The sequence below is a fragment of the Pelorhabdus sp. sgz311002 genome, assembly GCF_056134285.1.
Genome location: NZ_JBWBCL010000006.1, coordinates 198850 through 212463, shown reverse-complemented (window position 1 = coordinate 212463; position 13614 = coordinate 198850). Strand labels below are relative to the sequence as shown.

Annotated in this window: 11 protein-coding genes and 3 tRNA genes; 11 read left to right on the top strand and 3 right to left on the bottom strand. The window is 43.4% G+C overall.

All coding sequences use genetic code 11. From position 1 onward, the window contains the following. The 6 genes from AC0NJP_RS11420 to AC0NJP_RS11395 form a co-directional block, all read left to right on the top strand. The coding region (locus tag AC0NJP_RS11420; protein WP_474699845.1) for an aldolase/citrate lyase family protein at nucleotides 1-519 on the top strand (519 nt) is incomplete at its 5' end. Further along, nucleotides 519-2069, top strand: a complete 1551-nt coding sequence (gene citF, locus AC0NJP_RS11415; RefSeq protein ID WP_474699844.1) for a citrate lyase subunit alpha — start codon at nucleotides 519-521, stop codon at nucleotides 2067-2069. The genes AC0NJP_RS11420 and citF, both read left to right, overlap by 1 nt. A 291-nt stretch (nucleotides 2070-2360) precedes the next feature. Beyond that, nucleotides 2361-3065 (top strand): GntR family transcriptional regulator, encoded by a 705-nt coding sequence (locus AC0NJP_RS11410; protein ID WP_474699843.1) that lies wholly within the window; start codon nucleotides 2361-2363, stop codon nucleotides 3063-3065. A 151-nt stretch (nucleotides 3066-3216) separates the two neighbouring features. Beyond that, nucleotides 3217-4488, top strand: coding sequence for a C4-dicarboxylate transporter DcuC (gene dcuC / locus AC0NJP_RS11405; RefSeq protein WP_474039976.1), 1272 nt, complete (start codon nucleotides 3217-3219; stop codon nucleotides 4486-4488). 35 nt (nucleotides 4489-4523) lie between these two features. After that, on the top strand, nucleotides 4524-6830 hold the full coding sequence (locus tag AC0NJP_RS11400; RefSeq protein WP_474699842.1) for a hydratase: 2307 nt from the start codon (nucleotides 4524-4526) through the stop codon (nucleotides 6828-6830). Between the two features lie 300 nt (nucleotides 6831-7130). Continuing rightward, the gene (locus tag AC0NJP_RS11395) at nucleotides 7131-8486 is read left to right on the top strand and encodes a pyruvate carboxylase subunit B (protein ID WP_474039974.1); all 1356 of its coding nucleotides are present in this window, start codon (nucleotides 7131-7133) and stop codon (nucleotides 8484-8486) included. A 61-nt stretch (nucleotides 8487-8547) separates the two neighbouring features. On the opposite strand, the gene AC0NJP_RS11390 is transcribed toward AC0NJP_RS11395, so the two are convergent. Beyond that, nucleotides 8548-8970 (bottom strand): EVE domain-containing protein, encoded by a 423-nt coding sequence (locus AC0NJP_RS11390; RefSeq protein ID WP_474699841.1) that lies wholly within the window; start codon nucleotides 8968-8970, stop codon nucleotides 8548-8550. A 164-nt stretch (nucleotides 8971-9134) separates the two neighbouring features. On the opposite strand from AC0NJP_RS11390, the gene speE reads away from it, so the two are divergent. Next, nucleotides 9135-9968 carry a polyamine aminopropyltransferase gene (gene speE / locus AC0NJP_RS11385; protein WP_474699840.1) on the top strand — a complete coding sequence of 278 codons (834 nt, stop codon included), beginning with the start codon at nucleotides 9135-9137 and terminating at the stop codon, nucleotides 9966-9968. 142 nt (nucleotides 9969-10110) lie between these two features. Here the strand turns inward: speE and AC0NJP_RS11380 are convergent, their stop codons facing one another. Further along, nucleotides 10111-11223, bottom strand: coding sequence for an aminopeptidase (locus AC0NJP_RS11380; RefSeq protein WP_474039971.1), 1113 nt, complete (start codon nucleotides 11221-11223; stop codon nucleotides 10111-10113). Nucleotides 11224-11464: 241 nt separating this feature from the next. On the opposite strand from AC0NJP_RS11380, the gene AC0NJP_RS11375 reads away from it, so the two are divergent. From AC0NJP_RS11375 to AC0NJP_RS11365, 3 genes are all read left to right on the top strand, one after another. After that, nucleotides 11465-11540, top strand: a tRNA-Asn gene (locus AC0NJP_RS11375). 6 nt (nucleotides 11541-11546) lie between these two features. Continuing rightward, nucleotides 11547-11621, top strand: a tRNA-Glu gene (locus AC0NJP_RS11370). Nucleotide 11622: 1 nt separating this feature from the next. Then, nucleotides 11623-11698: transfer RNA gene (locus AC0NJP_RS11365), tRNA-Val, on the top strand. A gap of 124 nt (nucleotides 11699-11822) precedes the next feature. Here AC0NJP_RS11365 and AC0NJP_RS11360 read toward each other — a convergent pair. Next, a complete protein-coding gene (locus tag AC0NJP_RS11360; protein ID WP_474039970.1) occupies nucleotides 11823-12467 on the bottom strand; it encodes a lactate utilization protein in 645 nt (214 codons plus the stop codon). 154 nt (nucleotides 12468-12621) lie between these two features. On the opposite strand from AC0NJP_RS11360, the gene AC0NJP_RS11355 reads away from it, so the two are divergent. Further along, nucleotides 12622-13611 carry a potassium channel family protein gene (locus tag AC0NJP_RS11355; RefSeq protein WP_474699839.1) on the top strand — a complete coding sequence of 330 codons (990 nt, stop codon included), beginning with the start codon at nucleotides 12622-12624 and terminating at the stop codon, nucleotides 13609-13611. Nucleotides 13612-13614 lie beyond the last annotated feature (3 nt).

The window sequence follows — 13614 nt, the reverse complement described above, 5'->3', positions numbered from 1 at the left end:
CGGATGATGGCAGCGATTGAAACGCCGCGCGGTTTGCGCAATGCCTATGATATTGCTTCGGCTAGCCCGCGTATGGTGGCCATTGCCATTGGCGCGGAAGACTTTATTGCCAATTTAAAAACATCTCGTAGCGCTTCCGGTCGAGAACTGGTAGTAGCTCGCGGCCAACTGATTCTTGCCGCACGTGAAGCTGGGATTCAGTGCATTGATACCGTGTACTCTGATGTCAATAATGAAGAAGGCTTTAAAAATGAGCTGCAGCTCATTAAAGAATTGGGTTTTGACGGCAAATCGGTCATCAATCCGCGTCAAGTTCCGATTGTGCATCAATTCTTTACGCCGACAGAAAAAGAAATTGATTATGCAGAGCGGGTTCTTGCCGCTTATGAAGAAGCGCTCGCCAAGAATTCTGGCGTAATTTCGCTCAATGGTAAAATGATTGACTTACCGATTGTAGCCAGAGCCGAGCGGACGCTCGCTTATGCCCAGGCTGCGGCCGGACAAGGAGGCAAAGCGTAATGAAAAATGCAATAGGCAGAGAAATTCCCAGTGTAATTGCTGGATTTGATACATTTGAACTTTATGCAGGACCTTTTGCCAGACAACTTTCCGGTTCTGTACGCGGTCCGAAGCTGAGAAGCGTGACGCCGCGCAGTAATAAAATTTTAGCGTCCATTGAAGCCGCGATTGATGCAGTAAGCTTAAAAGACGGTATGACGATTTCCTTCCATCATCATTTCCGTAACGGCGATAAGATTTTAAATCGCGTAGTGGAAGCCATTGCTAAAAAAGGCATCAAAGATATTACTTTGTCGCCCAGCTCTTTGAGTACGGTCAATGACGCCATTATTCCATTCATTGAACAAGGTGTTATTACGGCCATTGAAACAAGCGGCGCCCGCGGCAAGCTGGGAAGATTCTTAACAGCAGGCCACAAAAACCTGAAAAAACCGCTCCATATTCGTTCTCATGGCGGTCGAGCCAGAGCGATTGAAAGCGGCGATATTCATATTGATGTAGCGTTCCTTGGCGCACCAGCCTGTGACCGTTTTGGCAACATTAACGGTACACAAGGCCAGTCAGCCTGCGGTTCTTTAGGCTATGCCATTCAAGATGCTGCTTTTGCCGATCAAGTTGTAGCGATTACAGATCATCTAGTGGATCATCCGTTGTTCCCGATCAGCATTCCCCAAACGCAGATTGATTACATCGTAGAAGTAGACAGCATCGGTGATGCTGCGGGAATCGCTTCCGGCGCGCTTCGTTATACGAAAGATCCGAAAGAACTGTTGATTGCGCAGTATGCGGCAGGCATTATTGAACACTCCGGCTATCTGAAAAATGATTTTTCCGTACAGCTGGGCAGTGGCGGTGCGTCCATGGCTGTAGGCCGCTTCATCAAGAGCAAAATGCAAGAGCAAGGGATTGTCGGCAGCTTTGGCGTTGGCGGTATGACCGGCGTATTTGCGGAAATGATGGAAGAAGGCCTCTTTAAAATGATGTTCGATGTGCAGAGCTTTGATATTCCGGCTATCGAATCGATTAAGAAAAATCTGAACCATGTAGAAATGTCGGCGTCGTACTATGCGAATCCGCATAATGGCGGCCCCATTGTGAATAATCTTGATGTAGTCATCTTAAGCGCCACGGAAGTAGACGTGGACTTTAACGTCAATGTAATTACTGACTCAAATGGTGTTATTATGGGCGCATCAGGCGGTCATAGTGATACAGCGGCTGGCGCTAAAATGTCAATCGTTGTAGCACCTCTGTTGCGTGGCCGTCTGCCGATGGTTAAAGAATCCGTGCAGACCGTCGTAACGCCCGGGGAAACGGTAGACGTAATCGTTACGGAACGAGGGATTGCTGTAAATCCGAAACGCCCAGATCTAGTGGATCAGCTGAAACATGCGCCGCTGCCGATTGTTTCCATTGAGGAACTGCAGGCGAAAGCTTATGAATTGGCAGGCAAACCGGAAGAAATTGAAGTCACTGATGATGTTGTTGGTGTCGTAGAATATCGCGATGGTACGATTATCGATGTCATTCGTCGTCCTGTAGAAAAATAAGTTTTTTGTACGAAATGGTTGAAATAGGAGAAGCTATTGCATTAAGCAATAGCTCCTTCTTTTCATTACAAAAAACTGAAAATACTGTGAACACTGAATAAAGATAATTCTTTAGAATGAAATATATAGCTGAAAATTTCTATTCTTTCAAGCAGGATTTTTTATAAATGCGGATAATATATAATTAATGGAATACAGAATACCATAAGATGTTTTTTCTGAATAAAGCGAAAATACAAGTAGGAGTGAAGCGAGTTACTCTTACTGTTTGCACTATAAGGAGACTACAAGTTGAAACCACTAGACAATCAAGGTATTTCCCATGAAATAGCCAATGTTCGACCAATCCGCGATATTGTTTACGAATATTTGCGCAATGCCATTCTTGATGGCGACCTTTTACCAGGAGAACGCATTGTCGAGAGGACCTTTGCGGAGCAATTCGGCGCAAGTCGGACGCCGGTTCGTGAGGCAATTCGAAAACTGGAAATGGAAAATTTGCTTGAATATATTCCCCGTAAAGGTGTTGTAATTAAGGGAATTGATTTAAAAGATATTGTAGAAATTTACTCAATTCGCCAAGCCTTAGAAACCCTTGCCTTTAAAACAGCGATTCCCAATCTTTCTGAAGATGATCTTTCGAATTTGCAAAAAATAGTGAAAGAAACCGAGGAAAGTTCTTTAGCTGATGATGTTGCTTCGGTCATAAAATCCTTGGAGAAGTTTGATGAGATCATGATGAAGGCAGGCAAAATGCCTAGACTCCAGGGGTTTATCGTAACACTGCAGGAATCAATTCGGCGTTTTCGTAAAATGAATCTTGTGGACGAAAGTCGGCGTAAAGAGGCGATTGAGGAGCACAAGGAAATCCTTGAAGCCGTAAAAAATCGCGACATCGAGAAGACGGAACAACTGGTGAAGGCCCATATTGAGCGAGCTTGCCGTCAATTAATTCATACGTACGGTAAAATGCAAAAATCTCTGCCAAGAGAATAAAGGCAGAATTTTTTTGCTAGTTTATATAAAAAAAGATTGATTTTTTATGGTATACCGTATACCTTAATAGAGGGGGCTGAAAATAGTTACCAAACAAAGACCAGGTTAAGCCAGTGAAAAAATGAGTTTACAAGTAGAAGGAGGAAATTTTGTGTTAGTAGCGATTGGGGCTATTATTGTTATTGTTACGATTTATTTGTTAATTAAACAAGTAGAAACGAGAATGGTTTTGTTTTGTGCTGGTCTTCTTATGGCGATTATTGCGGGGACTCCCTTTGCCGCATTTGAAGCTTTTTCCCATGCAATGAAGGAAAACAAGTTGTTTGAATCTATTATTGCGGTCATGGGCTTTGCCATGGTCATGAAAGTAACAGGGTGTGATAAACATCTGATTTATTTATTAGCTAAAGGCTTAAAGCGAGTTGGCCCCTTTTTAATTCCGGGTGCAACACTTGTAACTTTCTTTATTAATATTTCGATTACTAGTTCCGCGGGCTGCTCGGCTGCCGTTGGCTCGATTTTAATCCCGCTGATGATTGCCGCAGGAATTCATCCAGCGATTGCTGGGGCGGCGATTTACGCGGGAACTTATGGCGCAATTTTTAATCCAGGTTATGCTCAGGTCGCGATTGTGGCTGATGTGGCGAAAGCTACGAATATGGAAGTGGTAGCAAATCATTTTATGCCGTTGCTCATCTGCGGTGTGATTGGCGCCTTTAGTTTACTTGCCTACGCTTTATTATTTAAGGAAGCGAAAGGCCATGAAAATGAAGCAGCTGTAGCTGCGATGACGGCTAATGCAGATTTTAAAGTGAGCTTTTTAAGAGCGATCGTTCCTGTCGTTCCCTTAGCGATTCTATTATTAGGAAATATGGGAATTGTAGCAGCCTTTAAACCACTAGGTATTTCTCATGCGATGATTATCGGCGTATTTTGCGCTTTCTTCGTAACACGCGTTAGTCCGGCAAAAATTTCGAAAGAATTTTGGCACGGTGTCGGCGATTCCTTTGGTCATGTATTTGGCATTATTATCTGCTCGCTCGTGTTTGTTGGCGGGATGCAGGCAATTGGGCTGATTAAGGCTTTAACAAATGCAATGATTTCTAATCCAGCCATTGCCAAAATTTGCTCCGCGTTAGGACCCTTCTTGCTTGGTATTATGTGTGGTTCTGGCGATGCATCAGCCGTTGCCTTCAATAAAGCAGTTACTGTTCATGCCGCTCAGTTTGGTCTGTCACCGCTCGATATGGGCAGTATGGCAGCGATTGGCGGAGCCTTGGGACGAACCATGTCGCCGATTGCCGGTGGTTTGATCATCTGTGCTACTTTAGCAGGCGTATCGCCGATGGAAGTAGCCAAGCGGAACGCACCTGGCATGATTATAGCCTGCATTACTTGTTTAGTTTTACTTTTATATAAATAATACTTTTGATTTTACAGTAGAGGATGGGAATGTTTATGGTTAAACTTATTGAAAACGGCGTATATGTAGCTGCTGGAAAGGTTTTGCAAGATAGTTCGGAACTGGCAGCGTCAGGCTGCGGTCATTTGCCGAAAGAAGCTTTTGTTAAGGAAACAGCTCGTCAGCAGACTATGGCTTATCAGATTTTGAGCAAGCATAATACTAGCGGTACTATGGATAATTTGAAGGTCCGCTTTGATGCCTTAACTTCGCATGATATTACCTATGTTGGTATTATTCAAACAGCAGTTGCCAGCGGTCTACAGGAGTTTCCTGTTCCTTATGCTCTGACAAATTGCCACAACAGCTTGAGCGCTGTCGGCGGTACCATTAATGAGGATGACCATGCTTACGGTTATTCAGCAGCTCGCAAATTCGGTGGAATTTATGTTCCAGCGCATCAGGCGGTCATTCATCAGTATGCCCGCGAGATGCTCACAGGCGGCGGCAAGATGATCCTTGGTTCTGACAGTCATACCCGCTATGGCGCGCTGGGAACGATGGCAATCGGCGAAGGCGGCCCTGAACTTGTGAAACAACTGTTAAAACGAACTTATGATGTAGCATATCCTGGTGTGATTGCTATCTACCTAGAAGGTACGCCAAAACGCGGCGTAGGACCGCAGGACGTAGCTTTGGCGATTATCGGCGCTGTCTTTAAAAATGCTTTTGTGAAAAATAAAGTCATGGAATTTGTCGGACCTGGCATTGAACAATTGAGCATTGATTTTAGAAATGGCATTGACGTTATGACGACAGAAACAACTTGTTTGACGACCATCTGGAAAACCGATGACAAGGTTAAAGATTTCTACACGACTCATGGTCGTCCGTCTGATTATGTAAAAGTTGAGCCAGGTGAAGTAAGCTACTACGATGGTGCGGTTATCGTGGATCTGAGCAAAGTGGAACCAATGATTGCGGTGCCGTTCCATCCAAGCAATACCTATACGATTGCTGAATTCAATGCCAACGCGGTCGATATTTTGCGTAAAGTAGAACAAGACGCTAAAGAAATCTTTGAAAATCCGAACTTAAATTTCAAGTTGACGGATAAGCTAGTAAATGGCCGTTTGAAAGTTGATCAAGGGGTTGTTGCTGGTTGCGCTGGCGGTACTTTTGAAAATGTGGCTAATGTAGCGGCGATTCTGCAAGATAAAGCCGTTGGCGACTTCTCGCTTAGTGTATATCCTTCGAGCCAACCCGTATTCTTGGAATTGATGCAGCGTCGTGATATTGAAGCGATTTCCATTGCGGGCGCCAGCATTCGCAGCGCTTTCTGCGGTCCTTGTTTTGGTGCCGGTGATGTTCCTGTCAATAATGGACTTAGCATTCGTCATACCACGCGGAATTTCCCGAATCGGGAAGGATCGAAACCGGCGGAAGGGCAAATCGCTTCAGTGGCGCTCATGGACGCACGTTCGATTGCCGCTACGGCAGCAAATGGCGGGTTCCTGACTGCCGCAACGGATGTGGAATATACTGAACCGAATGCAACGTACCATTTCAATGGTAAAGTCTATGAAAACCGTGTATATCAAGGTTTTGGCAAGGCCGAACCGCAGGAAGAACTCGTATTTGGACCAAACATCAAACCTTGGCCGACCATTCTGCCGCTGGCTGATCAAATGATCTTAAAAATGGCTGCTGTCATTCATGACCCGGTTACGACAACCGATGAATTGATTCCTTCCGGCGAAACCTCTTCGTTCCGCTCCAATCCGTTGCGCTTAGCTGAATTTACGCTTTCTCGTAAAGATCCTCAGTATGTAGGTAGAGCGAAAGCTGTGCAGGGGTTGGAATCAAATCGCGAAGCAATGCAAGCAGGCAAAAGCGCTAGCGAAGAATTAAAAGCTCTCATGGCTAAAGTAACAGGCGCTCAGCCCGAAGAGCAGGCTCTTAAAGATTGGGCGGCTAAAACGACAATCGGCAGTGTTATTTTTGCCGTAAAACCTGGCGATGGTTCTGCCAGAGAACAAGCTGCTTCGTCGCAGCGCGTTCTTGGCGCCAGCGCAAATATTGCCATTGAATATGCTACGAAGCGTTATCGCAGCAATTTGATCAACTGGGGTATGGTTCCCTTTACGGTCGACAAAGCCGATGAAGGCAAGTTTGCGATTGATGACTATATCTTTATTCCTAATATGAAAGAAGCCATTGCTAGCGGCGCTGATTCGGTAGCAGCGACGATTTTACGCGGCGATGAAAAAATTGCTATTACGCTTAAATTGGAAAACCTGTCACAAGATGACCGCAAGATCATCCTTACAGGCTGCCTGATGAACTACTACGCGCAAGAATAGTTTTTCACTAGATCTTTTACTCGTTTCAGATAAGGCCCGTGCAGTTTTTTTGCAGCTAAAAAGATATTGTTTTACTGTTTTTGGCTAGTAAATAAGCTCTGTGCGGGCTCTTTGAATATATATAAAATTGGCCTAAGCCTTTTTATAAAAATTTGTACTTTTGTACATAAAATAAAGTTGTTTTTTTTGTGTAAATTTAGTATATTGTATACAAGTATATAAGATATTGTGTTTATCATTAGCAATGAAATTGAAACTTTTGATTCGTACATCCTATAATTAGGTTAGGAGGACATAACCATGAATACAAAACCTTTAAAAATTACCGAAACAGTCTTGCGTGACGGTCACCAGTCGCTGCTTGCTACTCGTATGCGGATTGAGCAAATGATACCGATGCTAGAACAGCTTGATGAAGTAGGATACTTCTCTTTAGAAGCTTGGGGCGGCGCTACTTTTGATAGCTGCTTACGTTACCTTGATGAAGATCCTTGGGAAAGACTGAGAATCTTAAAACAGCATTTAAAGAAAACTCCCATCCAAATGCTGCTGCGCGGCCAGAATATTCTTGGCTACAATCATTACGCTGACGATGTGGTAAGAGAATTTGTCAACCGTTCGGTCGATAATGGCGTTGGCATTATCCGTGTATTTGATGCACTCAATGATTTGGCGAATGTTGAAGTTGCGGTAGATGCTGCGAAAAAAGCTGGCGCTCATGTACAAGGTGCGCTCGTATATACGACAAGCCCTTATCATAATGTAGATAGCTTCGTGAAATTGGCGCAAGACTTAGCGAGTATGGGTGCTGATTCGATCTGCCTGAAAGATATGGCTGGTTTGTTGAAACCTTATGATGCCGAAGTTCTTGTGAAGAAAATTAAAGAAGTTGTCGCGATTCCTTTATCACTGCATACTCATTATACTAGCGGCTTGGCTTCCATGACTTACTTGAAAGCGATTGAAGCTGGCGTTGACGTAGTAGACTGTGCGCTATCGCCTTTCTCCATGGCTTCTTCACAGCCAGCTACAGAAGCCATTGTGGCTACCTTAGAAGGTCAGGCGCGCGATACGGGTATTAAGAAAGAAACTTTATATCCGATTGCTGACTACTTCAGAAAAGTAAAAACAGAGATTAAAGAAGAATTCCACCTGAATCCGAATATTGAAGTGGACACGAAAGTCCTCTCCTTCCAGATTCCTGGCGGTATGCTTTCCAATCTGCTGAATCAGTTGAAAGAACAGGGGATGGCTGATAAGTTCCCTGATTTGATTGAAGAAATGCCGCGTGTTCGTGCTGAGCTGGGGTATCCGCCGCTCGTTACGCCTACGAGTCAGATTGTTGGCTCCATGTCGGCTTTCAATGTTCTGTTAGGACGTTATAAAATGGTTCCGAAAGAAGTGCGTGATTTAGCCCGCGGCAAATATGGCCGTACGCCAGCGCCTGTATCGGAAGAATTGCTCCCAGTATTAACTGGTGGTGAACCTTTGATTACGCATCGTCCGGCTGACGATATTGCGCCGCAAATGGAAAGCCTGACAGCAGATCTGATTAGCAAAGGTTTTGCGAATCCTTCGGTTGAAGACGTGCTTTCTTACGCTTTATTCCCCGAAGTTGCGCTTAAATATTTCGAAACACAAGGTAAGTTACAATAAAACATTGCATGGTGTTGTTTAACAAAAAAGCAGAGCGAAAGCTCTGCTTTTTTTACTAGCTTTATTGCTTTTCTGGCGGCGTTTGAGCCATTTGATGCACGACGCGCCAATACTCTTCTTTGACAGGCATAACCGATAAACGGGAGCTTGTTACAAGAAACCAATCAGAAAAAATGGGGGAGGCTTTAATTGCTTTTAACGAAACAGGCTCTGCCAGCTTATAACAAGGTCTGGTATTGACAACAATCCAGCGGGGATCTTCCTCGTTTGGATCAGTATAGGGCTCAGAGGTGATCTCAATTACGCCGATAATCGCCTTTTCTTTTCCGGTATGATATAAAAAGGCTTTATCACCAGGTTTCATTAGCTTCATATATTTAAGCGCCGTAAAATTTCTTACGCCATCCCAACGATCTTGGCCGAGACGTTCTAAATCATCATAGGAGAAAACGGTTGGTTCCGTTTTTACTAGATAATAATTCATATACATCGCTCGCTTTCTTTCTCGTAAAATATCTCTATATTATTATAACATGGTTTGAAATTTAAATATGTTGTATTAAGAAATAAAAATTATTTATTTTAAAGTGCATATTTATGAGATTTTATTGGCTTTTCGTATTATAATAATAGCAGGAGGCGATTTAGATGGAGCTATGGTGTACAGAACAACAGACTGATAATTTGCGCCTGAATGCCAGGATTCGCGAGACTCTTTTTACGGGAAAATCACAGTTTCAGGAAGTTTTAGTGCTGGATTCTTTTGAGTTTGGCCGTATGCTTGTACTTGACGGAGTTTTCCAAACAAGCATATTTGATGAATATATTTATCATGAAATGATAGCCCATGTGCCGTTAGCCCTTCATCCGAATCCGGAGAAGGTCCTCGTTATTGGTGGCGGCGATGGCGGATGCGTGCGGGAAGTTGTGAAACAGCCGCAGGTAAAACAAGTCAAAATGGTGGAAATTGATGGTTTGGTAGTCGAAGTAGCGAAAAAATACTTGCCAGAAATCAGCTCGGCTATGATCGAGAACCATCCGAAATTAGATTTGACCATTGGTGACGGAATCGAACATATGAAGCATGCCAAAAATGAGTATGATGTGATCATTGTCGATTGCTCTGATCCCATTGGACCAGGGGAAGGCTTGTTTACGCACGAATTTTATCAAGATGTTTATCAGGCTTTGAAAGAAGACGGTTTGTTTGTGCAGCAAACTGAATCGCCTTTTTATCATCAGGCTTTGATTCGGCGGTTAACGCAAGATATTCGTTCGCTTTTTCCTATTACGGAAATGTATTTGGCGCAAATTCCTCTTTATCCCGGCGGCATGCATTCCTTTACGATCGGATCAAAGCACTACGAGTCTTCATCCGTTGACTTTGCCAAGATTCCTGATTTGCCATATCGTTACTATAATAAAGAGATTCAGCAGAGTGCTTTTGTCTTGCCAAACTTTATTAGAGAACTGTTAAAATAGTTCAGAAGAACTGTTGAACTATTTTAGCGGCGTAGAAAGGTAGTCTAGAATAGTTTTACAACAGGTTAAGAGTAGAGAAAAGCTGAAGCCGTCTGTTATAGACGAGACTTCAGCTTTTTCTTTCTAGCTCTTATTCGTTTCGTTATTTTAACTGATCAGGGTTAAGTGATGCTAAGTCTTTCGTGACGAACAGGCCGTCTTTGCGGATCAGCTCACCATCAAAGTATATTTCGCCGCCGCCATAATCGCTACGCTGAATGCAGACGAGATCCCAATGAATAGCGGAACGATTACCGTTAAAAGCGACATCATAGGCATTGCCTGGGGTAAAGTGGAAGCTGCCGTTGATTTTTTCATCAAAAAGCGTATCTTTCATAGGCGTATTAATATAAGGATTTACGCCAAGGGCGAATTCGCCGATATAACGAGCGCCTTCATCGGTGTCGAAAACATGATTGATTTTTTCGGTATTATTGGCAGTAGCTTCGATAATTTTGCCGTCGCGGAAGGTCAGACTAATATTTTCATAGGTAAAGCCCTGGTAAACAGCTGGCGTATTATAGGTTAGCGTGCCATTCACGCTGGTTTTAACAGGAGCTGTATACACTTCACCGTCAGGAATATTGCGGAGGCCGGAGCATTTTACTGCAGGAATTCCTTGAATGGAAAAATGCAAATCCGTTCCAGGGCCAACAATGTGTACCTTATCCGTTTTTTCCATTCGCTCGATTAGCGGCGTCATGGCTTTCGCCATTTTAGCATAGTCCAAATTGCAGACCTTAAAGTAGAAATCTTCAAAAGCCTCACTGCTCATATTGGCAAGCTGCGCCATTGAGCCATTGGGATAACGCAGAACGCACCATTTCGTGTGCGGCACGCGAATGTCAGAATGAACTGGTTTAGACCAGTATTGCTGATAGTTTTGCAAATTTTCGGCGGCTACATCAGATAGTTCACTTACATTAAAGCTGGCGCGAATGCCAATATAAGCCTGCATTTCTTTCATACGCGCCGCTTCCCAGCGAGCGTTGTTTTCCATTTGTTCTTTGCTGGCCTTAAGCAGTAGTGACCGCTGAATACGGCTGTTGTACAATGCGACAAAGGGTAGGGCGCCTACGGCATAGGCTTCGGCTATAAGCGCTTGGGCGAGCGGCAACGAATCATCAAAAGCTTCAATGAGAATTTTTTCCCCTTGCTGCAAATTCGTTGAGTAATGAATTAAATTATGAGCTAGGGTTTCAATGCGTGTATCCAAGATAATCCCTCCTATAGATAAGCAGTTGTTGTAAAGTATGACCCAAAAAACGATCTTTTAAAAAAGTTCCCTTAAAATAAAAAAAATCCTGTTTTTTCTCTTTACAAATAATAATAAATTTGTTATTATATCTAAGCAGGTTGTTTTTAGAACTTCTTTCTTCGCAGCAATGAATTACGAAAAAAGAAATAAAAAAAGTACTTGCAAAAAGTAAGAAAATGAAGTATAATAAGATTGTTGTTCCTCGATAGCTCAGTTGGTAGAGCAATCGGCTGTTAACCGATCGGTCGTAGGTTCGAGTCCTACTCGAGGAGCCAAAAAAAGGCCCGTTGGTCAAGCGGTTAAGACACCGCCCTTTCACGGCGGCTTCAGGGGTTCGAATCCCCTACGGGTCACCATGGGTGATTAGCTCAGCTGGGAGAGCGCCTGCCTTACAAGCAGGATGTCGGCGGTTCGATCCCGTCATCGCCCACCAGGAAAAAACCTGCAGTATATTACTGCAGGTTTTTTATTTTACATTACCAGTCAGTAATGAAACATACTGGCTAACAATATATCGCATAATGAAAAAGCAACCGAAATTTCGGTTGCTTTTTTCATTAATAACCTAAGGTTTCACCGATGATGATTACATGGCAAGGCGTGGCTGGCAAGGCTTTTTCGATAATCGTTGTTACATTGCAGATTCTCGTAGGACCTTGACAGTTCATACAGACGCCGCCCACCGTACAGGGATTAGGACGATTGAGTCGTTTATTATTGATTGGCGCTGCTTCATGTTGAATCCGGCGGAAGCCTTCATGAATATCGCCGACAATTTTATTGAGGCCGACGACGACTACTACTTTTTTGGGTCCGAAAATCATGGCGGCGACACGATTGCCAGAGCCATCCACATTCACAAGCTGTCCGTCAAGAGTTACGGCGTTGGTGCTAGTAAGAAATACATCTGACGTAAGCTGTTTGCGACGGATCTCTAAAGATTCTTCCGGGCTCAAACCGGCTTTACCATGGTCTAAGAGCAGATTGCCTCGTTTGGCTAGATCTTCTAACAGGCCGATTTCTTTAACAGTAGCGGAACCGCCGATGCCTACCGATTCTTCTGGTGCAATTAATGTGAAAATATGCTGTTTGGCTTCTTCAGCCGAAGCAAAATATTCAGCGCTAAAACGATTTTTTCTCAAAGCTTCTACGGTTTTTTTGCCGATTGTTTCATTGTGCCATTGACGATTTGCGTCAGTCATCTTACGAAAGCCCCCTTAAAATACTTGTTTTTCTTTCATTTCTTTATTGAGTAGTATATTCCTCCTTATGAGAGCAGGAAAAGTATCGAAAAGCGGGAATAAAAGAAAATTGGGCATTCTATATTTTAGCTTTGGCTGTTGGGGGATATCTATCTTGAGCCGTTTAAAAATATCTTTAGCACTCTTTTTTTCTATTCAAATTATGGGGATTATTGGTTTTATGGCCTTAGAGCAGCTGTCTTTTTTAGATGCTGTGTATATGACCGTAACGACGATGACGACAGTGGGCTACGGTGATATTACGCCCAAGACTACGGCAGGAAAGATTTTTGATATTGGCTTGATTATTACTGGAGTTGGCGTGGCCTATTATACGTTTTCGCTGATTATTGGCATGTCAGTCGAAGGTCAATTGAAGAATTTGTTGGGGAGGAAAGGCATGAATCGAAAGATAGCTGCATTGAAAGATCATGTTATTGTTTGCGGCACCGGAAAAGTGGGAATTAATGCCATAGAGCAGCTGGAACGGGAAGGAAAGGCTTTTGTTATCATTGATTCTGACTATGAGACCTATGAAAAAATGTTAGAAGGAAAAAAACTGGCCGTTCACGGTGATGCTACGTTAGATGAAGTTTTGCTAAATGCCGGGTTGTTGACAGCTAGCGGCGTCATTACGGCTTTACCAAACGATGCAGAGAATGTGTATGTGACCTTAACAGCGAAGAGTTTAAATCCTTCAATTATTGTCGTAGCCCGGGCCGATCGGCAGGAGGCTGAAGAAAAACTAAGGCGGGCTGGCGCTGATACCGTTATTTTTCCTTCTGTTATGGGAGGGCGACAGATGGTTACCGCTATGTTAAAACCTGATATTTTGCACCTGATGGAAAATATGTTTTATAATCAAGAACTGCATATGGATATTACGCAAATGACGATTCAATATGATTCATCGTTTGTAGGGAAAAATTTGATTGAAAATGCCATAAAAAACCGGTTTCATGCTTTAATTGTGGCGATTAAACGTAAAGGCGGCTTGATTACTACGCCAGGAGCAGCGGAAGTGCTGCAGGCGGAGGATATTTTGATTGTAATTGGCGAGCGTGATGCGCTGCAGGAAATGGGTGCATTGGCTCGAGGCGAGTAAGGA

Coding starts and splice junctions, on each gene's coding strand:
- AC0NJP_RS11400 (WP_474699842.1), top strand. CDS start 4,524: ATGGTTAAACTTATTGAAAACGGCGTATATGTAGCTGCTGGAAAGGTT.
- AC0NJP_RS11390 (WP_474699841.1), bottom strand. CDS start 8,970: ATGAATTATTATCTAGTAAAAACGGAACCAACCGTTTTCTCCTATGAT.
- citF (WP_474699844.1), top strand. CDS start 519: ATGAAAAATGCAATAGGCAGAGAAATTCCCAGTGTAATTGCTGGATTT.
- speE (WP_474699840.1), top strand. CDS start 9,135: ATGGAGCTATGGTGTACAGAACAACAGACTGATAATTTGCGCCTGAAT.
- AC0NJP_RS11395 (WP_474039974.1), top strand. CDS start 7,131: ATGAATACAAAACCTTTAAAAATTACCGAAACAGTCTTGCGTGACGGT.
- AC0NJP_RS11360 (WP_474039970.1), bottom strand. CDS start 12,467: ATGACTGACGCAAATCGTCAATGGCACAATGAAACAATCGGCAAAAAA.